This window comes from Enterobacter sp. Li2LvB3 (assembly GCF_056156645.1).
In genome coordinates this window covers 13,878-37,641 of record NZ_JBSICG010000006.1, presented here as the reverse complement: position 1 = coordinate 37,641, position 23,764 = coordinate 13,878, and the positions used below count along the sequence as shown (strand labels likewise).

Below are 23,764 nucleotides of genomic sequence, written 5' to 3'. Positions count from 1 at the left end.
ACTTTACAGCAAACCGGCATGTTTCAGCGCTGCTGCAACGATTTCACGACCGTGGTCGGTAATCGGTGTCATTGGCAGACGCAACGTGTCGGTTGCTACAAGTCCCAATTCCTTACAAGCCCATTTCACTGGGATCGGATTGGGTTCGACAAATAATTTATTGTGCAACGGCATCAGACGCTGGTTAATCACGCGAGCTTCATCGAAATGACCGGCCGCAGCCAGTTTGCACATTTCAGCCATATCACGTGCCGCAACGTTAGAGGTTACGGAAATCACGCCATGACCACCCAGCTGCATAAAGTCCAGCGCGGTCGCATCATCACCGCTCAGCAGGATAAAGTCATCTGAAACCAGCTCTTTGATCTGGTGAACTCGACTTAAGTTCCCGGTCGCTTCTTTAATCCCGATAATATTTTTTACTTTCGAGAGGCGGCCAACTGTTTCCGGCAGCATATCGCACCCGGTACGGGACGGCACATTATACAGAATTTGTGGCAAGTCAGTATGTTCAGCGATGGCTTTGAAATGCTGGAACAAACCTTCCTGAGTAGGACGGTTGTAATATGGCGTTACCGTCAGACAGCCAACAATGCCGCTGTCGTTAAAACGTTTGGTCAGGCTGATAGCTTCTGCGGTTGCATTAGCGCCCGTTCCTGCGATGACCGGAATACGTCCATCGGCCAGCTCCAGGGTCAGCATAACCACATCGCCGTGCTCTTCATGGCTCAGCGTTGCAGATTCACCGGTAGTCCCTACCGAAACGATCGCCGAGGTTCCATTGGCGACATGGTAATCAATGAGCTTCTTCATGCTTGACCGGCAGACATTACCTTTTTCATCCATCGGTGTAACAAGCGCGACAATACTTCCCGTGAACATGGGCCATCCTCTGTGCGAACAAGAGCCTCAATGTTACGTTTGGAACTGTAATAAAAGCAAGCGACCTGAGGCTCTCAGGCGGTTGTATGCATGTTTTTTTTATGCTTTCCTTAGGAAGACTTAACCAAGCAAAGGAAGAACGGGTTTGACAACCTCATCACAACATTACCTGGTTATCACTGCGCTGGGTGCTGACAGGCCGGGTATCGTGAACACCATCACCCGCCACGTAAGCAGCTGCGGCTGTAATATCGAAGACAGCCGCCTGGCGATGCTGGGCGAAGAGTTCACATTTATTATGTTGCTTTCAGGGACATGGAACGCCATCACGTTAATTGAATCGACCCTGCCGCTAAAAGGCGCGGAGCTGGATTTATTGATCGTGATGAAACGCACCACGGCACGCCCGCGTCCTGCTATGCCTGCGACCGTGTGGGTGCAGGTTGAAGTACCTGACTCACCACATCTTATTGAACGCTTTACCGCGCTTTTTGACAGCCATCAGATGAACATTGCTGAGCTGGTTTCCCGTACCCAGACCGGCGATGACAGCGCCCTTCCAATGCTGTTTATTCAGATTACGGCGCACAGCCCTGCCTCGCAGGATGCGTCAAATATTGAGCAAGCGTTTAAAGCCCTCTGTACAGAATTACACGCGCAAGGCAGTATAAGCGTCGTCAATTATTCGCAGCATGAACAAGATGGAGTTGATTAATGAATCCACTGAAAGCCGGTGACATCGCACCGAAATTTAGCCTGCCGGATCAAGACGGCGAGCAAGTAAATTTAACCGACTTCCAGGGACAGCGTGTTCTGGTCTATTTCTACCCGAAAGCCATGACGCCGGGCTGTACCGTACAGGCCTGCGGTTTGCGTGACAACATGGACGAGTTGAAAAAAGTCGGTGTGGAAGTGCTGGGGATCAGCACCGATAAACCAGAAAAACTGTCACGTTTTGCTGAGAAGGAGCTGCTGAACTTCACGCTGCTTTCCGACGAAGAGCACCAGGTGTGCGAGCAGTTTGGTGTCTGGGGCGAGAAAACCTTTATGGGGAAAACCTACGACGGTATTCATCGCATCAGCTTCCTGATCGACGCTGACGGTAAAGTTGAGCATGTATTTGATGACTTCAAAACCAGCAATCACCACGACGTGGTGTTGAACTGGCTGAAAGAGAACGCCTGAGACTTTTGTGCCGGGTGGCGCTGCGCTTACCCGGCCTACATTCCGTGTGTAGGTCGGGTAAGGCGAAGCCGTCACCCGACAAAACCTACTTCTCTTCCACCGCAGGCACATCCGGCCATGCGTGAACCACCGCTTTAATCAGCGTCGCCAGCGGAATGGCAAAAAACACGCCCCAGAATCCCCACAGCCCGCCAAAAATCACCACCGATAAGATAATCACCAGCGGATGCAGGTTCACGGCCTCAGAGAACAGCACCGGCACCAGCAGATTACCATCCAGCCCCTGAATGATCAGGTACACCGCGAAACAGCTCCAGAACTCCGTGCCCAGACCAAACTGGAACAGCGCAACGCCCACCACCGGGATCGTCACCACAAAAGCGCCGATATACGGGATGAGCACCGAAAACCCTACCAGCACCGCCAACAGCAGCGAGTAGTTAAGGCCGAAGATCAGGAAGCCAATCCAGGTCGCCACACCCACCACAATCATCTCCAGCACTTTGCCGCGAATGTAGTTGGTGATTTGCTGATTCATCTCTTCCCAGACCTGCCCGGCCAGACCGCGATTGCGCGGAAGAATGCGCCGCACCGCATTCAGCATCTGCTCTTTATCTTTAACCAGGAAGAAAACCATTAACGGAACCAGAACCAGATACACCGCCAGCGTCAGCAGCCCGACCAGAGACGCCAGGGAATATTTCACTACGGAATCCCCCATCGTCATTATCCGGGCGCGCATATTTTCGGCCATCGCATCGATAATCCCGGCGTCCATCAACGCGGGATAACGACGCGGTAGCGTGGCGGCAAAATCGGAGAGTTTATTCAACATGCCGGGCATATCACGGATAAGGTTAATGCCCTGCTGCCAGGCAACCGGCATCACCACAAAAGACATCAGCAACAGAATACCGACAAACAGCACCAGCACGATGCTGGTCGCCCAGCGACGTGAGCAGCCGATATTTTCCAGGCGCACCGTTGGCCACTCCAGCAAATACGCCAGAACGATGGCCACCAGCAGCGGAGCCAGCAGGCCGCTAAAGAAGAACAGAATACCGAATCCGGCAACCAGAATGACGAGCAAAGCAATGGCTTCCGGGTCGCTAAAACGACGCCGGTACCACTGCATTAACATTTCGAGCATACAACCCTTCCCTGAATCGAATGGCGGGAGTGAGAATGTGAATTGTATCTAACTGTCACAAAAAAGACTTTCGCTTTTTGTATCACGGTAACGATCCGCAAAAGCCTGATGAATGGGATTTTCTTCACGCTGCAACACGGCTACACTCGCAGGGCAGTGGTGATGAACGAAGTACGGGTTCGTCGGTCAAATTAGCACACCCAAAATACAGGACAGTGGTTATGTTCAGGCAGTTGAGAAAAACACTGGTTGCGACACTTATCGCCGCACTGACAGTCGGTCAGGTCATGCCTGCTTTTGCTGACTCTGCCGATACTTTGCCGGATATGGGCACCTCAGCAGGAAGCACGCTCTCCATTGGACAGGAGATGCAAATGGGTGATTACTACGTTCGCCAGTTGCGTGGCAGTGCTCCGCTCATTAATGACCCGCTGCTGGTGCAATACATCAACGGCCTGGGGATGCGCCTTGTCGCGCACGCCAACTCGGTGAAAACCCCGTTCCACTTCTATTTAATTAATAACGACGAAATCAACGCCTTCGCCTTCTTCGGCGGCAACGTGGTGCTGCATTCGGCGTTATTCCGCTACTCCGATAACGAAAGCCAGCTCGCTTCGGTAATGGCGCACGAAATCTCCCACGTAACGCAGCGCCACCTGGCGCGCGCGATGGAAGACCAGAAACGTAATGCCCCACTCACCTGGGTTGGCGCACTGGGCTCTATTTTGCTGGCAATGGCCAGCCCGCAGGCCGGGATGGCAGCGTTAACCGGTACGCTGGCCGGCACGCGCCAGGGCATGATCAGTTTTACTCAGCAGAACGAACAAGAAGCGGACCGAATCGGTATTCAGGTGTTGCAACGTGCAGGCTTCGATCCCCAAGCCATGCCAACCTTCCTGGAAAAACTGCTCGATCAGGCACGCTATTCAACACGCCCACCTGAAATCTTACTGACTCACCCCCTGCCGGAAAGCCGCCTGTCAGATGCGCGTAACCGTGCCAACCAGATGCGTCCGGTGGTAGTGCAGTCGTCGCAGGATTTCTACATGGCGAAAATCAGAACGCTGGGGATGTACAAATCCGGGCGTAACATGCTTACCAGCGATCTGCTGGATGCGCTGGCCAAAGGCAACGTCCGCGAGAAAAACGCGGCGCAGTATGGCCAGGCGTTGCAGGCGATGGAAGCCGACAAATATGATGAGGCGCGCAAAGCACTGCAACCTCTTCTGTCGGCAGACCCGAATAATGCGTGGTATCTCGACCTTGCCACCGATATCGACCTGGGGCAGAAGAAAGCCACCGATGCCATTAATCGCCTGAAGGGCGCAAAAGATGTGCGTACCAACCCGGTACTGCAATTAAACCTGGCGAATGCTTACTTACAGGGCGGCCAGCCAAACGAAGCAGCAAACATTCTTAACCGCTACACCTTTAATAATAAAGACGACCAGAACGGCTGGGATTTACTGGCACAAGCGGAAGCACAGCTGGGCAACCGCGATCAGGAGCTTGCTGCGCGTGCTGAAGGTTTTGCACTGGTCGGCCGTCTCGATCAGGCTATTTCGCTGTTAAGCAATGCTAGCTCGCAGGTTAAGCTCGGCAGCCTGCAACAGGCTCGCTACGATGCCCGAATCGATCAGCTGCGCGGTTTGCAGCAGCGCTTCAAGCCGTATGAAAAGATGTAATAAAGGAGAGATCAGGTCATGACAGACGCGGTAAAAATCTACCACAACCCTCGCTGCTCCAAGAGCCGCGACACCCTCAGCCTGCTGAAGGCTAACGGCCTGGACCCGGACGTAGTGTTGTATCTGGAGACACCGCCGGATGCACAGACTATCCGCCAGCTGCTGCACATGCTGGGAATGGGCAGCGCAAGAGAACTGATGCGCCAGAAAGAAGACCTGTATAAGTCGCTCAATCTGGATGATTCACATCTTACTGAAGATCAGTTGGTTCAGGCGATGGTTGAAAATCCAAAGCTGATTGAGCGCCCGATAGTCGTGGCTAACGGCCAGGCGCGTATTGGTCGCCCGCCGGAAGACGTGCTCGAAATCCTCTAATCCTTACGCCGCAGTGCTTCGAGAAAGGCCTGCGGCGTACAATCCCCCAGCTTTTTCTGCGTTTTTCCCTGGTTGTAGAAATCACACATCTGGATCAGAAGCTGCCCGGCAGGTTCAACATTCACACGCGGAATAATCTCCCCTAATGGAACAGCCACCTGGACGGCATTGTGTTTAGCAGCATGGACCTTCACCGCGATATCGCGCCCTGGCAGAGCGACGTCAAAACCAAAAGTCTCAAGAGATTGTATATCAGCCGGACAGGCATCCAGCAGCGCCTGCGTCCAGTTCGTCAGCAGCTGGGGTGAAACACCGGCATAAAGACGGGCATACAGCCATCCGCTTACAGGCTCACGCGCCCACAGCAGATGTTGCTCTCCGCCATCATCCATATGCAGTGATAACGGCTGATGGTGCAACGCAAGCTGGCGGGGCACAACACCTGCCTTTAACGCCTTTTTACCCTGCACTGGTGCGTTTCTGGTTTTTGCAGACGCAGGTTTCAGGTAGCGGTTCAGCGTGGCGCGTGAAACGGCAATGCCCAACCCTTCATTGACCAGCAGGAGTAATTCATCCAGCGGCGCGCCAGTGGTATCGCGAAGGTGATTCACCAGTGAAACCTGCTCTTGTCTCATCGCTTTGTGTATCATTTTTGGCGTGGTGTGATTATCTGAAACCTGTTCGCGATTGCGCCAGCGCCTGACGGTTGTCACAGAGATACCAAGCTCTATAGCCAGCTCCCTGTCGCTCTTATCAGACTGCTGAAGATAGCGACGAATACGCGGCGTGGTTGTAGCGTTGGCGTGCAGTTTGATTTCCATCGCGAGTGTTCCAGTTAATTTTATTATAACCAATCTTATGAGATTTATAGTATCTAAGCGAATACAATGTGACCAATTTCACCTTTCAGCCACCCCGCTTCACTGATAATCCACAGACATAACATAAACAACACCACTCAATCTTGTACGGAGTTCACAATGAACAATGTTCTGGGATTTCTTGAAGCAAAACTGATGCCGCTGGCAGCGAAAACGGCGCAACAGCGTCATCTTGGAGCCATTCGCGGTGCCTACGTTTCATTCATGCCATTTATCATCGTTGGCTCGATACTGCTGGTGATCTCGTCGTTCCCGAATCAAACCTATCAGCACTTTATGGCGCAAGCCTTTGGCGAGAGCTGGAGCTCAATTATCGAAATCCCGTTCAATGCGGTGTTCTCGACCATGTCGTTGTTCATTAGCTTCCTGGTCGCCTTCCGCCTGGCCGAACATTACGGTGAAGACCGCATCTCCTGCGGCATTCTTGCGCTGGTGGCATTCTTGATCCTGACCCCGTTTATCAAGGTGGCCGAAAACGGGGGTATTACCGTGATGCCGGTAGAATGGATAGGCAGTAAGGGGCTGTTTGTGGCAATGATTGGCTCTCTGCTGTGGACAGAGCTGTTCTGCTGGCTGAAACGCAAAAATCTGGTCATCAAAATGCCGGATGGCGTACCGCCTGCGGTGCAGGAGTCGTTTGCGGCGCTGATCCCGGCGCTGCTGGTCATGATTCTGGTGCTGGTTATCCGCATTGTCTTCGAAAACACCCACTACCACACCATTCACCAGTTTATTTACGAGGTCGTCGCCACGCCGGTGCGCCACTATGGCACGTCCTATTTTGGCGCGCTGATGACGGTGTTCAGTATTACCATTCTGTGGTCAGTGGGCATTAACTCCGGCTCGATGATCAACGGCATTATCCGCCCGCTGTGGATGGAGAACCAGACCGATAACATCGCCGCTATCCAGGCGGGTACAACCCCGCCGCACATTATCACTGAACAGTTTTTTGACATGATCTGGATGGGTGGCGCAGGTGCAACCCTGTCGCTGGTGATAGCCATGCTGATTTTCGCCCGCAGTAAAAATATGCGCGAAGTGGCCCGGCTTGGCGCAGGAGCATCGGTGTTCAACATTAACGAACCGATCCTGTTTGGCCTGCCAGTTATCATGAACCCCATCATGCTTATCCCCTTCAATCTTGTCCCGCTGGTGCTGGTCACCGTGCAGTATGCGGCGATGAAAATCGGTGCAGTTGCTGTCACCACCGGGGTCTTTATTCCCTGGACTCTGCCCCCCGTCATCAGCGGTTTCATCGTCACCGGACACCTCAGCGGTAGCGTCATGCAGCTTATCAATTTGCTGATCGGCGCGATGCTGTACCTGCCTTTCATGCGTATCGTGGATAAACAGTACCGCGCGGCGGAAATTGCCACCCTTACGCAAACCGAAACCACGCTGGCTAAACAGGAGTAAAGCATGTGGGGAATTATCGCGACCTGGCGAATGGCGCTTGAAGGGGTAACGGAGTCTGCGTCTGCACTGGCTGCGGGGAAACCGGTGGCAACAGCAGTTGTGGATGCTGTCGCCACCGTAGAGGACTTCCCGTTGTATAAATCCGTCGGCTATGGCGGGCTACCCACGGAGAATGGAGAAGTCGAACTCGACGCCGCTTACATGGACGGCGATTCGCTGGCCTTTGGCGCCGTGGGTAATCTGGTGGATATTGCCAACCCGGTGCGTGTTGCCCACGCATTAAGCCGCCAGCGCTATAACAGCCTGCTGGTTGGCCAGGGCGCGCGCGAGTGGGCGCTGAGCCAGGGCTTTGCCGACAAAACCATGCTGACCGACCGCGCCATGCAGCACTACCGTAAGCGATACCGCGAAACGCTGGATAAAGGCTTAAGCCCGTACGATGGTCACGATACCGTCGGCATTATCGGCCTGGATAAACAGGGCTCGATGAGCGTGGCGACCTCTACCAGCGGCCTGTTTATGAAAAAGCGTGGCCGCATTGGTGATTCACCCATCATTGGCTCCGGCTTTTACTGTGACAGTGAAACCGGCGCAGCCACCGCCACCGGCGTGGGTGAAGATCTGATGAAAGGCTGCACCAGCTACGAAATTGTGCGCCGGATGGCGCAGGGAATGTCACCGCAACAGGCGGCTGACTCGGTGGTTTTTGAGCTGGAAGATAAGCTGATGTCCCGCTTTGGCCGCGTGGGGGATCTCTCCGTTGTCTGTATGAATAACAAAGGCGAATTCGGCGCGGCGACTAACATCAAAACCTTTTCGTTCGTGGTGGCCACCGCCCGTCAGCCGCTCACGGTGTTTCGCACTGAGCGGTTGCGGGAGAAAACCCATTATCAGGCCGTCGATGATGACTGGATGCAGGCTTATGCCGCACGTATTCGCGCCCCGATTGAGGAATAATGATGATTACCTGGCAACTCATAACCACCCTTTCACAGGCTAAGCCGCAGAGTCACCTGATTGCCTGTACATCCTGCTCACAGCTGCCGGACACCGCGCTTATCGCCGAAATGCGTGAACACAAAACCGTTGCCGATACCCGTTTTGGCTGCGCCCCGTTTTCCCGGATAACCCTGCTGCCAGAGCCTTTGTGGCACGACACGCTGACCGGGGGCTTACTTGCCGCACTGCGCCCCCTGTTCGCCGCCCACGTCAGCCATGAGGTCATCCTTGATGTGACGAACATCCACGATACGGTCCTGGCACAGGTGCTGCGGCTTCTCTTTAATCAGGCCCATTCCCTGAGCGATTTACAGCTGAAGAAAACCGACGAAACCGCCGTCCGGCTTTGCCACATTACCGCCCTCTGTCGGCCGGAACAGCAGGCACGCCTGGAAACGTTCTTCCACCAGCAGCAGACCATTGCACATGGCATGGTCGCAGCAAGACGCCTTGCCGATCTGCCTTCCGATCGTTGTACCCCACAGTTTGTGGTCGAAGAGGCGCAAAAACTGTGTGCCGCATTCCCTGCCCTGCACTGCGAGGTGCTTGATGAACGGCAGATCGTAGCGCAAAGTCTGGGGCTGCTGCACGCCGTTGGCAAAGGTGCCACCTGCCCACCGCGCCTGCTGGCCATCCACTATAACGGTGTACCTGATGGCCCGGTGCGCTGCTACGTGGGCAAAGGCATTACGTTTGATACCGGCGGTCTGTGGCTGAAAGAAGGCGCGGGCATGTACACCATGAAATATGACATGTGCGGCGCGGCAAACGTGCTGGGTTTGATGCTCAGCGTTGCAGAGCAGGGTCTGCCCGTTCGGATCATGGGTGTGCTGGCCCTGGCAGAGAATGCGATTGGCCCGGATGCCATGCAGCCAGGCACAGTGGCGACGGCCTGCAACGGGACCACGGTTGAAATCAACAATACCGATGCTGAAGGGCGGCTGGTGCTGGCAGACGCTATCGCCTGGACCAGCAAGCGCCATCCGCAGGCGCGCTATATTATTGATATGGCGACGTTAACCGGTGCAGTGGTGAAAGCACTGGGGTATGAGCTAAGCGGACTGATGACCCAGGATGAGCCATTACGCCATGCGCTTACCCGGGCAGGCCAACAGAGCGGCGACGAAGTGTGGTCACTGCCTCTGGATGCGCGGCTGAAAAAACAGACCGACAGCGCTATCGCCGATCTGTGCAACACGCCCACCAACAACGCGGCGATTAGCGCGTCGGCAGCCTGGCTACTGCATCACTTCTGCCCACCGACGATCCCGTGGGCACATCTGGATATTAGCGGTACGGCATTGTGGCGTGAGAATGGACGCAGCGTGGCGTCGGGCAGACCGATTCCGCTGCTGATGGAGCACCTGATGGGGGATGATGCCTGAATGTGTTGCCGGGTGGCGGCTGCGCCTTACCCGGCCTACAGATCGTGGCGGGTTTTCGTAGGCCCGGTAAGCGCAGCGCCACCGGGCGAGCAAACTCAAAGCTTGAGAATATCTTTCACAAACGGAATGGTCAGCTTGCGCTGGGCAGTAATGGAGGCGCGATCGAGCTGGTCGAGCGTATCAAACAGCGTGCGCATTTCGCGGTCCAGGCGCTTGAGCAGGAAGCGCCCTACGTCTTCCGGGAGTTCAAATCCACGCAGTCTTGCCCGCAATTGCAGCGCCTGAAGTTTGTCTTCATCAGACAGCGGCTGCAATTTGTAGATTTGCCCCCAGTCCAGGCGTGAAGCCAGATCCGGTAGCCCCAGATTGAGCTGACGCGGGGGGCGATCGCCGGTGATCAGCAGCCGGGTTTTGCCCGATTCCAGGATCCGGTTGTAGAGATTAAACATCGCCATTTCCCACGGCTCATCTCCCGCAACGCATTCGATATTGTCGATGCAGACCAAAGAGAGGTGTTCCATTCCCTCCAGCACTTCAGGTACGAACCAGGTACGCTTATCCAGCGGCACATAGCCTACTGCATCACCACGCGCAGACAGCTCCGCGCAGGCAGCGTGCAAAAGATGGCTGCGCCCCGCGCCTTCGCGTGACCAGATATAGATGTATCCGCTGTGTTCCTGGCGCAACACGTTTTGCAGTGCGGCCAGTAAAGAGGGGTTATCACCCGGCCAGAAACTCGCGAAAGTTTCGTCGTCAGGTAGATAAAGTGGCAGAGAGAGCTGTGCCGGTCCGTTCAGAAATACCTCAACCAGAGATCCTACATATAATCGGCATGAAGTTTAACACGGAACCTGCAAGGAGAGAACCGGGCGATCCTTCGCCCGGTTAAACGATCAGTGTGACGCTTTTCCGCTTTCGTCAGCGTCCAGTATCTCTTCTTCCGGGCGGATCACAGAGATCAATTTGAAGATAAGGCTCAGCGCCACACCAACGATGGTCGCCAGCGCCATGCCTTTCAACTCTGCCGCACCAATGTGTACCTTCGCACCGCTCACGCCGATGATCAGGATAACGGAGGTCAGGATCAGGTTTTGCGCTTTGCTGTAATCCACTTTGGACTCAATCAGTACGCGAATACCGGATGCACCGATCACCCCGTACAACAGCAGAGAGACACCGCCCATGACCGGGACCGGGATAATCTGAATGGCCGCAGCCAGTTTACCCACACAGGAGAGCAGGATAGCGATAATCGCCGCACCACCGATAACCCAGGTGCTGTATACGCGGGTGATCGCCATTACGCCGATATTCTCACCGTAAGTGGTGTTAGGCGTAGAGCCGAAGAAACCGGAGATAATCGTAGAGAGGCCGTTAGCAAACATCGAACGGTGCAGACCCGGGTCGCGGATCAGGTCACGCTTAACAATGTTGGCCGTCACCACCAGGTGACCCACGTGTTCCGCGATAACTACCAGTGCCGCAGGCAGAATGGTGAAAATGGCAAACCATTCGAAACGCGGTGTGTAGAAGGTTGGCAGCGCGAACCAGTGCGCCTGAGCGATAGGTGCCGTATCCACAACCCCCATCACGAAGGAGAGCGCATAGCCCGCCAGCACGCCGATAAGGATAGGGATAATGGCCATAAACCCACGGAACAACACAGAGCCGAAGACCGTCACACCCAGTGTCACCATCGAGATAATGATGGTTTTGGAATCCGGTGACTGACCGTCAGCAGGCAGCAGACCCGCCATATTTGCTGCAACACCCGCCAGTTCAAGACCGATGACGGCAACGATTGCGCCCATCGCCGCAGGAGGGAACATCACATCCAGCCAGCCCGTACCCGCTTTTTTCACAATGAAGGAAACCAGACAGAACAGCACGCCACACATGATAAAACCACCCAGCGCCACTTCATAACCTAACGGCAGCAGTAGCAATACGGGCGAAATAAAGGCAAAGCTCGACCCCAGATACGCCGGGATTTTACCTTTACAGATAAAGAGGTAAAGCAGCGTACCGACACCGTTAAACAGCAGCACGGTAGCCGGGTTAATGTGAAACAGGATTGGCACCAGCACGGTTGCGCCAAACATGGCGAACAGGTGCTGCAAACTAAGCGGGATTGTCTGTAAAAGCGGCGGTCTTTCACTCACCCCGATAGCACGGCGCGTCATAGTGTTTTCCTCAAGTGTTGTTTGTTGTGGGACGTTTTATTCAAAAAAAAGCCGACTATCAAAGTCGGCTTTTCATTTGTTATTCGATTATTTAGTACCAAAAATCTTATCGCCGGCATCGCCAAGCCCCGGGATAATGTACCCGTGCTCGTTCAGCCCCTGGTCGATAGATGCGGTGTACAGCTCAACATCCGGGTGCGCTTTTTCCAGCGCGGCAATACCTTCAGGTGCCGCAACAAGAACCAGAACCTTAATGCTGCTACAGCCCGCTTTTTTCAGCAGGTCGATGGTGGCGATCATGGAGCCGCCTGTCGCAAGCATTGGGTCAACAACCAGCGCCATACGCTCGTCGATGTTAGACACCAGCTTCTGGAAATACGGAACCGGCTCCAGCGTCTCTTCATTACGGTAGATACCCACCACGCTGATACGCGCGCTCGGTACGTGCTCCAGCACACCTTCCATCATGCCCAGGCCTGCACGCAGGATTGGCACAACAGTAATTTTCTTACCTTTAATCTGCTCGACCTGAACCGGACCGTTCCAGCCTTCGATGGTCACTTTTTCAGTTGCCAGGTCAGAGGTTGCTTCGTAAGTCAGCAGGCTACCCACTTCCGATGCCAGTTCGCGAAAACGCTTCGTGCTGATGTCATGCTCACGCATCAGGCCCAGCTTGTGTTTAACGAGTGGGTGTTTCACTTCCACAATCTTCATTCTCTTTCTCCTCTGAGGTGGCAACCGCAAAAAAATCGCGGGATTATACCGCTTTTTTCGGATTGCGCCACACCCTCTTGCTTGACTACGATCAATCAAAATGATTTAGAGATAAAAAAACCGGAGGCAAGCTCCGGCTTTGGTACGGGGTTCTGTCCGGTGGCGCTACGCTACACGGGCCTACGCAAAGTGTAGGCTGGGTAAGCGTAAGCGCCACCCGGCAACTAAAGGTTATCCCCGTTACTGGCAATAACCTGCTGATACCACTCGAACGACTTCTTCTTACTGCGGTTCAGCGTACCGTTGCCTTCATTGTCTTTATCGACAAAGATAAAACCGTAGCGTTTTTTCATCTCGCCGGTACCGGCGGAAACGAGGTCGATACAGCCCCACGGGGTGTAACCCATCAGATCAACGCCATCTTCCACCACCGCCTTTTTCATCTCGCTGATGTGCGCCGCGAGATAATCAATGCGGTACCGATCGTTCACCGTACCGTCACTCTCCTGCACGTCGATTGCGCCGAAACCGTTCTCCACGATAAACAGCGGCAGCTGGTAGTGATCCCAGAACCAGTTCAGGGAATAACGCAGGCCAACCGGGTCAATCTGCCAGCCCCAGTCAGATTTTTGCACATATGGATTGGACACCAGGCTCTTGCTCTCGTCGTAATCCAGCTGTGGGTTATCTGCCGTGGCTTTGGTGGCGAATGACATGTAATAGCTGAAACCGATGTAATCCACGCAGCCTTGTTTCAGCGCGGCTTTATCTTCGGCGGTAATATCCAGCGCGAAGCCACGACGCTCAAAGTAGTTGAGCAGGTGCTGCGGGTACTTGCCGCGTACGTGAACGTCGGTAAACCAGTAGCGACGGTGCATTGCATTCATCGCCATCATCATGTCGTCTGGCGCACAGGTCAGCGGATAAATTGGGCACATGGCAATCATGCAGCCAATCTGCAAAGACGGATTAATTTCGCGCCCGGCTTTTACTGCCAGCGCGCTGGCCACCAGCTCGTAGTGCGCCGCCTGGAACATTACCGGCTCGCGGTCTTCGCCCGGCTCGTACTTCAGCCCGGAGTTGGTAAACGGTGCGAAGTCTTCGTGGAAGTTTGCCTGGTTGTTGATCTCGTTAAAGGTCATCCAGTACTTCACTTTATGCTGGTAGCGCTGGAAGACCACTTTTGAGAAACGCACAAAGAAATCGATCAGCTTGCGGTTACGCCAGCCGCCGTATTCGGTGACCAGATGGAAAGGCATCTCGAAGTGCGAGAGTGTGATGACCGGTTCGATGCCGTACTTCAGGCACTCGTCGAACAGGTCGTCGTAGAATTTTAGGCCAGCCTCGTTAGGCTCCAGTTCATCCCCTTTCGGGAAAATACGCGTCCAGGCGATAGAGGTTCGGAAACATTTGAACCCCATTTCGGCAAAGAGTCGGATGTCTTCTTTATAACGATGGTAGAAGTCGATGGCTTCATGGTTCGGGTAATTTTTTCCCTGCAACACGCCGTTGGTGATTTCACGCGGTACGCCGTGCGCCCCTGCGGTCATCACGTCGGCGACGCTGACGCCTTTGCCGCTCTCTTTCCAGCCGCCTTCCAGCTGATGCGCTGCAACCGCACCGCCCCACAGAAAACCTTCTTTGAATCCTGACATACTCTTTCCCTCATTCGATGTTGCTGATTGCTGACGGATACTGCTGTCTGAAATGGTAAACCGCGCCAATCAGGCCGGCGCTGTTGCCGTGGCTCACGACATCGGCAATATCTGCGATGCCAAACCACGTAAGATGCGTGCGAAGTAAATCCATGAACCCTGGGCGTTCTGCGATACCGCCGCCGATAAAAATGGTTTGTGGATCGAAGACATTTGCCAGGTTGTAAAGCCCTGTCGCAATGCCGTTAAGAAAGTCATCGACCAGACGACGGCAAACCACATCGCCCGCATCGTAACCATCAAAAATGGTCTCCCCCGTGACATCATCAAGCCCCTGACCGTGATAGTCGGCATAGCGCTTGCGAAGCGTACGCAGGGTGCAGTTTTCATTCATGGAGTGACGGGCGACTTTTCTGGAGTCTGCGCGCTCGGTAAGCATGTAGCCGAATTCCCCGGCACGAAAACGCGCGCCGTGAACCAGCTTGCCGTTGCAGAAAATCGCGCCGCCTATCCCGGTGCCGATGGTCAGCACCAGAAAATTATCAGTACCGGCCGCTTTCCCCTGCCAGCGTTCGGCCAGAAGCACACAGTTAGCGTCATTTTCAACGGTGACCGGTAAACCCGTTTGCGCGCTCAGCCACTCCTGCATCGCAAAGTTATCGAAGCGGCGAATCGCCCCGCCCATTTCGATATAACCGGTATGGGGATTGACGTAGCCCGGCGCGCTGATGGCAATACCCTCAAGGTCCGGGTGTAACGCCACCCATTGCAGCATTTCTGAAAGAATGGCATCACCGTCGCTGTTCTTAATAGCGGCTTTATCCCTGTGCAACAGCTCGCCCTGCGTGGTTACGATGCCCATTTTTAATGCGGTGCCACCAATGTCGAATGCGGCAATGTTCATGACGTTCATCCCTCCTGAATGAAACTGAAACCGGTTTCAGTTTCATGATGTTCATTCAACAAACCGCTTGCAAGCAACTTCCCGAAACCGGTTTCATTTTCGTGAACAGAGTCAAGTTTGAGCGTGAACAATCACCACAGCGCTAAAAAAATCCCTGTGCACATTTCTGTTGCAGAATAGGCTCGCAAACGTTTGCCTGGACTGTTAGAATTGCGCCGATTTTTCTTACTAGCTATGCAATCGCGTGGGGATTTAAGCCGTGACCAACAAAACTTCTCTCAGCTACAAAGATGCCGGTGTTGATATTGACGCAGGTAATGCGCTGGTTGACCGAATCAAAGGTGTGGTGAAAAAAACCCGCCGCCCGGAAGTGATGGGTGGTCTGGGTGGATTCGGCGCACTGTGCGCGCTGCCGCAAAAATATCGTGAACCTGTTCTGGTCTCGGGTACTGACGGTGTGGGTACGAAACTGCGCCTGGCGATGGATCTTAAACGTCATGACACGATCGGTATCGATCTGGTGGCGATGTGTGTAAACGACCTGGTGGTTCAGGGCGCAGAGCCGCTGTTCTTCCTTGACTACTACGCAACCGGCAAACTGGATGTGGATACCGCAGCCAGCGTGATTAACGGCATTGCCGAAGGCTGCCTGCAATCCGGCTGTTCCCTGGTTGGTGGCGAAACGGCTGAAATGCCGGGTATGTATCACGGTGAAGATTATGACGTCGCCGGTTTCTGCGTCGGCGTGGTAGAAAAATCAGAAATTATCGACGGCAGTAAAGTGGCTGACGGCGATGTGCTGGTTGCGCTGGCTTCCAGCGGCCCGCATTCCAACGGTTATTCTCTGGTGCGAAAAATCCTTGAAGTCAGCGGTTCTGACCCACTGACCACTGAACTGGATGGCAAACCTCTGGCCGATCACCTGCTGGCACCTACCCGCATCTACGTGAAAAACGTGCTGGAGCTTATCGAGAACGTCGACGTTCACGCGATTGCCCACCTGACCGGTGGCGGCTTCTGGGAAAACATTCCGCGCGTACTGCCGGATAATACCCAGGCCGTGATCGACGAATCCTCCTGGCAGTGGCCGTCCGTATTTAACTGGCTGCAAACCGCAGGAAACGTCAGCTCTCATGAAATGTATCGTACCTTCAACTGCGGCGTGGGCATGGTCATCGCACTGCCTGCAAGCGAAGCTGATAAGGCCATTACGCTTCTGAATGAGAAAGGTGAAAACGCGTGGAAAATCGGTATCATCAAAGCATCTGATTCCGAACAGCGTGTGGTCATTGAATGAAAAACATCGTGGTGCTCATTTCCGGTAACGGAAGCAATTTGCAGGCGGTCATTGACGCCTGCAAACAGAAGAAGATAAATGGCACCATACGTGCAGTTTTCAGCAACAAGGCCGATGCATTCGGCCTTGAGCGTGCCCGCGATGCAAATATCCCGGCGCACGCGCTGGAAGCCAGCCAGTTCTCAGGGCGTGAAGCCTTTGACCGCGAACTGGTGCAAGAAATAGACGCTTATGCGCCGGATGTTGTGGTGCTGGCAGGTTATATGCGTATTCTCAGCCCGGCGTTTGTTTCCCACTATTCCGGGCGTCTGCTCAATATCCACCCTTCTCTTCTGCCTAAATACCCAGGCCTGCATACTCATCGCCAGGTGCTGGAAAATGGCGATGAAGAGCATGGGACATCCGTACACTTCGTCACCGACGAACTCGACGGCGGGCCTGTTATTTTACAGGCGAAGGTTCCGGTATTTGACGGCGACACCGAAGAAGATGTCACTGAGCGCGTGCAGGCGCAGGAACACGCTATTTACCCGCTGGTGGTGAGCTGGTTTGTTGACGGGCGTCTGAAGATGCGCGACGGCACGGCCTGGCTGGACGGCGTTCAGCTTCCTGCACAAGGTTATGCGGCTGACGAGTAGTTTGTTATGTCGGGTGGCACTGCGCTTACCCGACCTACACATTGCATTACCCGATATTCCCTTCCCCCAAGCCTCTAAAATCCCCCAGAAAAAAAATAACTGTCATACTTTTCTGGCACTGTTGGACATATCGTGGAAATGCTCGCCATAATAAGGACGAGACGGATTTACCACGTCCTGTGATTGAACTGGAGTGTGAGCTGTAATGGGTCAGGAAAAGTTATATATCGAGAAAGAGCTGAGCTGGTTAGCATTCAACGAGCGTGTCCTTCAGGAAGCGGCAGATAAAGGTAACCCGCTGATTGAGCGTATGCGTTTTTTGGGTATTTATTCCAACAACCTGGATGAATTCTATAAAGTTCGCTTTGCAGAGCTGAAGCGCCGAATCATCATCAGTGAGGAGCAAGGCTTAAACTCGCACTCGCGGCATCTGCTTGGCAAAATCCAGGCCCGCGTGTTGAAAGCCGATCAGGAATTTGACGGTCTGTACAACGAACTGCTGCTGGAAATGGCACGCAACCAAATCTTCCTGATTAATGAACGCCAGCTCTCCGTCAACCAGCAAAACTGGTTACGTCACTACTTCAAGCAGTATCTGCGCCAGCACATTACCCCGATTCTGATTAACCGCGAAACTGACCTGGTACAGTTCCTGAAGGATGATTACACCTATCTGGCGGTTGAGATCATTCGCGGTGAATCTATTCGCTACGCGCTGCTGGAAATCCCGTCTGATAAGGTACCACGTTTTGTGAACCTGCCGCCGGAAACGCCGCGCCGACGCAAACCGATGATCCTGCTCGACAACATTCTGCGTTATTGCCTGGATGATATCTTCAAAGGCTTCTTCGATTACGATGCGTTAAACGCTTATTCCATGAAGATGACCCGTGACGCCGAATATGACCTGGTGCACGAGATGGAAGCCAGCCTGATGGAGCTGATGTCATCCAGCCTGAAACAGCGTCTGACGGCAGAGCCGGTGCGCTTCGTTTATCAGCGTGACATGCCAGATGCCATGGTTGAAATGCTGCGCGAAAAACTGACGATTTCCCGCTATGACTCCATCGTACCAGGTGGTCGCTACCACAACTTTAAAGACTTTATTGGCTTCCCGAACGTCGGCAAAGCCAACCTGGTCAACAAACCGCTGCCGCGTTTACGCCATATCTGGTTCGATAAATTCCGTAACGGATTCGATGCCATCCGCGAACGCGATGTGCTGCTTTACTACCCGTACCACACGTTTGAACACGTGCTGGAACTGCTGCGCCAGGCCTCTTTCGACCCGAACGTACTGGCCATCAAGATCAACATCTACCGCGTGGCCAAAGATTCACGCATCATCGATGCCATGATCCATGCCGCGCACAACGGCAAGAAAGTGAGCGTGGTCGTTGAGTTGCAGGCGCGTTTCGACGAAGAAGCCAACATTCACTGGGCTCGTCGTCTGACAGAAGCGGGTGTGCACGTTATCTTCTCGGCTCCAGGCCTGAAAATTCACGCCAAGCTGTTCCTTGTTTCCCGTAAAGAGGGTGACGACGTGGTGCGTTATGCCCATATCGGTACCGGTAACTTTAACGAGAAGACCGCTCGCATTTATACCGACTACTCGCTACTGACCGCCGATGCGCGCATCACCAACGAAGTGCGCCGGGTGTTTAACTTCATTGAGAACCCGTACCGTCCGGTCAGCTTCGATTATCTGCTGGTGTCGCCGCAGAACTCGCGCCGCCTGCTGTACGAGATGATCGACAAAGAGATCGCCAATGCGCAAAAAGGGTTGTCTTCCGGCATCACGCTGAAGCTTAACAACCTGGTGGATAAAGGACTGGTTGACAGACTTTACGCTGCGTCCAGCTCGGGCGTACCGGTCAATCTGCTCATTCGCGGCATGTGTTCCCTGATCCCGGAACTGGAAGGCATTAGCGAAAATATCCGCGTAATCAGCATCGTTGACCGCTATCTGGAACACGACAGGATCTACATTTTCGATAATGCGGGAGATAAACAAGTTTATCTTTCATCTGCGGACTGGATGACACGCAATATTGATTACAGAATTGAAGTAGCGGCTCCGCTGCTTGATCCTCGACTGAAGCAGCAGATCCTCGACATTATCGAGATTTTGTTTAGCGATACGGTGAAAGCACGCCATATCGATAAAGAACTCAGTAACCGCTATGTGCCGCGCGGCAATCGCCGCAAAGTGCGGTCACAGCTGGCGATTTACGACTATATCAAATCACTCGAGCAACCCGATTAACCTATGCCGATAAATGATCAGACCCCACGACCGCAGGAATTTGCCGCGGTCGATCTTGGCTCTAACAGTTTCCACATGGTCATCGCCCGTGAGGTGGATGGCGCGTTGCAGATAATCGGTCGTCTGAAGCAGCGTGTACATCTGGCGGACGGTCTGGATGAGAGAAGTATGCTCAGCGAAGAAGCGATAGAGCGCGGCCTAAACTGCCTGTCTCTGTTCGCTGAACGCCTGCAAGGCTTTTCTCCGTCCAGCGTTTGTATTGTGGGAACACATACCTTGCGCCAGGCGCTGAATGCGCCGGAATTTCTCAAGCGTGCTGAAAAAGTGATCCCCTACCCGATTGAAATCATCTCGGGTAACGAAGAAGCACGTCTGATTTTTATGGGCGTAGAGCACACGCAGCCCGAAAAAGGCCGCAAGCTGGTGATTGATATCGGCGGCGGCTCGACGGAGCTGGTGATTGGCGAAGACTTTGAACCCCGCCTGGTGGAAAGCCGCCGCATGGGGTGTGTCAGCTTCGCGCAGCTCTACTTCCCTGGTGGGGCAATCACCCGCGAAAACTTCCAGCGTGCGCGCATGGCAGCTATTCAAAAGCTGGAAACGCTTTCCTGGCAGTATCGCATTCAGGGCTGGAACGTTGCACTCGGGGCATCCGGCAGCATTAAAGCGGCGCACGAAGTGCTGCTGGCTTTGGGTGAAAAAGACGGTTTTATTACCCCGGAACGCCTGACAATGCTCACCGAAGAGGTGCTCAAGCATAAAAGCTTTAATGCACTAAGCCTGCCGGGGCTTTCTGAAGAGCGAAAAGCGGTGTTTGTGCCGGGCCTTGCTATCCTGTGCGGCGTGTTTGATGCGCTGGCCATTAAGGAGCTGCGTCTTTCCGATGGCGCGCTGCGTGAAGGTGTTCTGTATGAAATGGAAGGCCGCTTCCGTCATCAGGATATCCGCAGCCGCACGGCACAAAGCCTGGCCAACCAGTACAACATTGACCGTGAACAGGCCAAACGCGTGCTGGATACCACGACCCAAATGTATGACCAGTGGCAAGAGCAGAATCCTAAGCTTGCGCACCCGCAGCTGGCCGCGCTGCTGAAATGGGCCGCCATGCTGCACGAAGTGGGTCTGAATATTAACCACAGCGGAATGCATCGCCATTCTGCTTATATTCTGCAAAACAGTGATTTACCTGGTTTCAACCAGGAACAACAGACCATGATGGCGACGCTTGTGCGTTACCATCGCAAAGCCATTAAGCTTGATGAGCTGCCGCGCTTTACGCTGTTTAAGAAAAAGCAGTTCCTGCCGTTGATTCAGCTACTGCGTTTAAGCGTGCTGCTGAATAACCAGCGTCAGGCGACCACCACGCCGCCAACGTTACGTCTGAAAACGGACGATCATCACTGGACGCTGAGCTTCCCGCATGACTGGTTTAGCCAGAATGCGCTGGTGCTGCTGGATTTGGAACGCGAGCAACAGTACTGGGAAGCGGTGACCGGCTGGCTACTTAAAATTGAAGAAGAGAACTCGCCCGACGCGAACGTTGCGGCCTAATGATTCAGGCGCCCTCACAGGGCGCCTCCTCTTCGAGTAATGATTCCAGCGCCACCGGTTTACCTATCAGATATCCCTGAACATAATCGATACCTAGCGCGTGCACAGCGCTACGTATCTCTTCGCTTTCCACATATTCCGCCACCACCAGCATTTTCTTCATCCGGGCCAGATGGCAAATTGACGCCACAATCTGATAATCCAGACTGTTGCTCACAATATTGCGAATAAAGCTGCCATCAATCTTCAGAATATCGGCATCGACGCTTTTCAGACGCGCATAGCTGGCATATCCCGTACCAAAGTCATCAATGGCAATGCGCACGCCCATCTGCTGTAACTGCCTGAGAGTGTGCGCCGCCAGCGGCGAATTGCCGAAGCAGCTGCTTTCAGTGATTTCAAACACTAACTGCCAGGCTTCAACACTGTACTTTCTCAGCAGGCGGCTGACCTCCAGCGGCAGTTGCGCGCGGCACACCGTCGACGGCGCCAGATTAATGGCAAAACGCTTGCCTGGTAGTTTGTCGCGATGCTCAGTAAGAAAACGCAGCGTACGTTCCAGTACCCACAAATCAACGCGCGACGACAAGCCAAACTCCTGAGCCACCGGCAGGAACAGATCAGGTGAGATGAGCTCACCCCGTTCATCGGGCATCCTCAGCAACACTTCATGGTAATGATCACCACGCAGTCCCCGCACTGGCTGGACCATCAGGGTAAATTCATCCTGCTCCAGCGCACGCTGTAGGCGATTCATCATGGCCACTTTGCCCTTCAGATCCCGCTGTAAATTCACGGCGCCGCGCTGCTGAAGATTTTCAGGATGGTTGGTTGACAGCGACAGGTCAGCAATGACCCCCAACTCACCCAGAACGAGATAGAGATGATTAACCGGCGACCGGACAAAACAGTAACTGACCCCCACCTGGGGCTGCAACGGCATTCCATCCCAGATGAACCGGAACTGTTTAATATGCTCATCCAGCGTGTCGATGCGCTGCTGGTGCGACTCGGTATTCAGACGCACGGCCAGATCGTAGCCGGTAAGATGGTAGACCCGTTCATTGGGCTGGAGCGTGCCATTAATCCATTCCGCCAGCTTTTGTTTGTACTGAATACGCAACAGCACGCCATAGTTACGCCCTAATACTTCAAGTTCAGGGATACGCAACAAACAAAGCGCCGACCACGGATTTTTGGCCAAATCGCGCGACAACGCCCGCAGGTTTGGCATATGCACCACCGGGTCGAGTAGCGCCAGCCTGCGCGAGCGGATATTAATAGCCCGCTGGCGTGTTGCCAGCATGGACATGTAAGTCACCACAAACGAAAAGACCAGATAACTGGACGAAGTAATTGCCAGCTGCACGTCATATCCCTGATGCAGCGGAATGTAGCGGTAATAGTAGTGAATGGTTACCAGCAGTACCGGCGTCCAGATAATCGACATCAGCTTATAGCCAAACCGCATTGCGCCCCAGAGCATTACCGGCATCAGCAGCGATAAGGTGTAGTTGGTACTGAAGATGGAGCTGTTTTCGTTCATCGGGAGCAACAACAAAGAGAGCAAGCCACCTAACATCGCAGCCCAGATCAGGAACTCCATGACGCTGACTTTCTTATCTATCTGCGCACGTACCTGAGAGATCAACGCTTTGATGTAGCGCGGGTTACGGATAAGGCGAATCAACAGATAGCTCAACGGTACGCCCGTCAGCCCGCTGACCAGCAGCGCCTGATAATTGATAAGCGTTCGGATATTCAGGGGATTCAGGCCTGCCATGCTCTGACGGCTTTCATACACCCCCAGATACACCGCGAACTGAAACAGCGACAGAAACAGCGTCGCCGGGCAAAAGACCTGCCAGAAAATGCGCTGCGCCATCAGACGCACATCCCCGTATGCTGTCATATTACGTCTGGGGGTAAACACGCGATAGCCCCCCCAACTGAGCACCAGCGGGACGATAAAATGCAGAATACCTGCGCCGGTTTCAAACAACCCGACCGAAGGGTAGTAGCGGAAAAACAGCGCCAGAATAACCCCGGGGATCGCCGCCAGGCCAAAAAACAACATCATGGCAAGCAGGAAAAAGAGGGGAAGATAATAGAGCGCAGCCAGTCCATCGCCCAGTTGCGAAAAGGTGTTCACCACACTGAGCAACGGCAACAAGATGCTGGGTAAAATTAGCGGAAGCGCCCACCAGCGATCTTTGTTGTTTTTCAGGAAGATGAGAATGTTCATAGATGCCCGATTAAAAACCCATTCGATCCTGTGGGTAAATTAAGACAGGCATCCAACCTGACGAAGATGCCCGCCAGTCAATTTCTGCGCGAGCATATTGGAGGATGGATTTTAGTTCGAGGCTCAGGGAATCCGTTGACTTAAATCAAACTAATTTATTCGAATAATGCTTTCTTACGAAATTCGGAACTCATTTTATTTATTTTATCAAAGCGGTAAATGCATAAACCATGTTTAATAACATTAGTTAATGTAAACGTTGACGGTTTTTTACACATTCCAGAATTGACCCCCTCTTCCCACTGTGCCTTAATATCCGTATCGCCCAAAAGGGTATGCCCAGGATAAAC

At 53.7% G+C, this 23,764-nt stretch carries 20 protein-coding genes; 11 read left to right on the top strand and 9 right to left on the bottom strand.

The window, feature by feature from the left end:
• Positions 1–3 precede the first annotated feature (3 nt).
• On the bottom strand, positions 4–882 hold the full coding sequence (gene dapA / locus ACS603_RS06800; RefSeq protein WP_182061978.1) for a 4-hydroxy-tetrahydrodipicolinate synthase: 879 nt from the start codon (positions 880–882) through the stop codon (positions 4–6).
• A gap of 145 nt (positions 883–1,027) precedes the next feature.
• Between dapA and ACS603_RS06795 the strand changes: the two genes are divergently transcribed.
• Both ACS603_RS06795 and bcp read left to right on the top strand, forming a co-directional pair.
• Positions 1,028–1,597 carry a glycine cleavage system transcriptional repressor gene (locus ACS603_RS06795; RefSeq protein ID WP_182061979.1) on the top strand — a complete coding sequence of 190 codons (570 nt, stop codon included), beginning with the start codon at positions 1,028–1,030 and terminating at the stop codon, positions 1,595–1,597.
• Positions 1,597–2,067, top strand: a complete 471-nt coding sequence (gene bcp / locus ACS603_RS06790) for a thioredoxin-dependent thiol peroxidase (RefSeq protein WP_182061980.1) — start codon at positions 1,597–1,599, stop codon at positions 2,065–2,067. The genes ACS603_RS06795 and bcp overlap by 1 nt, the downstream gene beginning before the upstream one ends.
• A gap of 85 nt (positions 2,068–2,152) precedes the next feature.
• Here bcp and ACS603_RS06785 read toward each other — a convergent pair whose 3' ends face one another.
• Positions 2,153–3,217: an AI-2E family transporter gene (locus ACS603_RS06785; RefSeq protein ID WP_182061981.1), complete on the bottom strand. Its 1,065-nt coding sequence runs from the start codon at positions 3,215–3,217 to the stop codon at positions 2,153–2,155.
• A 221-nt stretch (positions 3,218–3,438) separates the two neighbouring features.
• On the opposite strand from ACS603_RS06785, the gene bepA reads away from it, so the two are divergent.
• A complete protein-coding gene (gene bepA / locus ACS603_RS06780) occupies positions 3,439–4,902 on the top strand; it encodes a beta-barrel assembly-enhancing protease (RefSeq protein ID WP_182061982.1) in 1,464 nt (487 codons plus the stop codon).
• 18 nt (positions 4,903–4,920) lie between these two features.
• Positions 4,921–5,277, top strand: a complete 357-nt coding sequence (gene arsC / locus ACS603_RS06775) for an arsenate reductase (glutaredoxin) (RefSeq protein WP_182061983.1) — start codon at positions 4,921–4,923, stop codon at positions 5,275–5,277.
• On the opposite strand, the gene ACS603_RS06770 is transcribed toward arsC, so the two are convergent.
• Positions 5,274–6,098 carry a transposase family protein gene (locus tag ACS603_RS06770; protein WP_474943990.1) on the bottom strand — a complete coding sequence of 275 codons (825 nt, stop codon included), beginning with the start codon at positions 6,096–6,098 and terminating at the stop codon, positions 5,274–5,276. The genes arsC and ACS603_RS06770 overlap by 4 nt on opposite strands.
• A gap of 159 nt (positions 6,099–6,257) precedes the next feature.
• Between ACS603_RS06770 and celB the strand changes: the two genes are divergently transcribed.
• The 3 genes from celB to ACS603_RS06755 are packed head-to-tail and all read left to right on the top strand — an operon-like array spanning position 6,258 to position 9,961.
• Positions 6,258–7,577: a PTS cellobiose transporter subunit IIC gene (gene celB / locus ACS603_RS06765; RefSeq protein ID WP_182061985.1), complete on the top strand. Its 1,320-nt coding sequence runs from the start codon at positions 6,258–6,260 to the stop codon at positions 7,575–7,577.
• Positions 7,578–7,580: 3 nt separating this feature from the next.
• Positions 7,581–8,534: a glycosylasparaginase gene (locus ACS603_RS06760; RefSeq protein WP_474943989.1), complete on the top strand. Its 954-nt coding sequence runs from the start codon at positions 7,581–7,583 to the stop codon at positions 8,532–8,534.
• A gap of 2 nt (positions 8,535–8,536) precedes the next feature.
• Positions 8,537–9,961, top strand: a complete 1,425-nt coding sequence (locus tag ACS603_RS06755) for a leucyl aminopeptidase family protein (RefSeq protein WP_474944043.1) — start codon at positions 8,537–8,539, stop codon at positions 9,959–9,961.
• A gap of 95 nt (positions 9,962–10,056) precedes the next feature.
• Here the strand turns inward: ACS603_RS06755 and ACS603_RS06750 are convergent, their stop codons facing one another.
• The 5 genes from ACS603_RS06750 to bglK all read right to left on the bottom strand — a co-directional run bounded on the left by ACS603_RS06750 (position 10,057) and on the right by bglK (position 15,417).
• Complete coding sequence (locus tag ACS603_RS06750) at positions 10,057–10,758, bottom strand: DnaA inactivator Hda (protein WP_217187534.1); 702 nt, start codon at positions 10,756–10,758, stop codon at positions 10,057–10,059.
• Between the two features lie 96 nt (positions 10,759–10,854).
• Positions 10,855–12,144: a uracil permease gene (gene uraA / locus ACS603_RS06745; protein WP_315686423.1), complete on the bottom strand. Its 1,290-nt coding sequence runs from the start codon at positions 12,142–12,144 to the stop codon at positions 10,855–10,857.
• 87 nt (positions 12,145–12,231) lie between these two features.
• On the bottom strand, positions 12,232–12,858 hold the full coding sequence (upp, locus tag ACS603_RS06740) for a uracil phosphoribosyltransferase (protein WP_014071296.1): 627 nt from the start codon (positions 12,856–12,858) through the stop codon (positions 12,232–12,234).
• 224 nt (positions 12,859–13,082) lie between these two features.
• On the bottom strand, positions 13,083–14,513 hold the full coding sequence (locus tag ACS603_RS06735) for a 6-phospho-beta-glucosidase (RefSeq protein WP_474943988.1): 1,431 nt from the start codon (positions 14,511–14,513) through the stop codon (positions 13,083–13,085).
• Between the two features lie 10 nt (positions 14,514–14,523).
• The gene (bglK, locus tag ACS603_RS06730; protein ID WP_446493706.1) at positions 14,524–15,417 is read right to left on the bottom strand and encodes a beta-glucoside kinase BglK; all 894 of its coding nucleotides are present in this window, start codon (positions 15,415–15,417) and stop codon (positions 14,524–14,526) included.
• A gap of 259 nt (positions 15,418–15,676) precedes the next feature.
• Between bglK and purM the strand changes: the two genes are divergently transcribed.
• The 4 genes from purM (at position 15,677) to ppx (ending at position 21,169) form a co-directional block, all read left to right on the top strand.
• A complete protein-coding gene (purM, locus tag ACS603_RS06725) occupies positions 15,677–16,714 on the top strand; it encodes a phosphoribosylformylglycinamidine cyclo-ligase (protein WP_182061991.1) in 1,038 nt (345 codons plus the stop codon).
• Positions 16,711–17,352, top strand: coding sequence for a phosphoribosylglycinamide formyltransferase (gene purN, locus ACS603_RS06720; protein WP_474943987.1), 642 nt, complete (start codon positions 16,711–16,713; stop codon positions 17,350–17,352). Before purM ends, purN begins: the two co-directional genes overlap by 4 nt.
• Positions 17,353–17,557: 205 nt before the next feature.
• The gene (ppk1, locus tag ACS603_RS06715; RefSeq protein ID WP_182061994.1) at positions 17,558–19,618 is read left to right on the top strand and encodes a polyphosphate kinase 1; all 2,061 of its coding nucleotides are present in this window, start codon (positions 17,558–17,560) and stop codon (positions 19,616–19,618) included.
• Positions 19,619–19,621: 3 nt separating this feature from the next.
• Positions 19,622–21,169 carry an exopolyphosphatase gene (gene ppx, locus ACS603_RS06710; protein ID WP_474943986.1) on the top strand — a complete coding sequence of 516 codons (1,548 nt, stop codon included), beginning with the start codon at positions 19,622–19,624 and terminating at the stop codon, positions 21,167–21,169.
• 4 nt (positions 21,170–21,173) lie between these two features.
• On the opposite strand, the gene ACS603_RS06705 is transcribed toward ppx, so the two are convergent.
• On the bottom strand, positions 21,174–23,414 hold the full coding sequence (locus ACS603_RS06705) for an EAL domain-containing protein (protein WP_315686426.1): 2,241 nt from the start codon (positions 23,412–23,414) through the stop codon (positions 21,174–21,176).
• Positions 23,415–23,764: the final 350 nt, after the last annotated feature.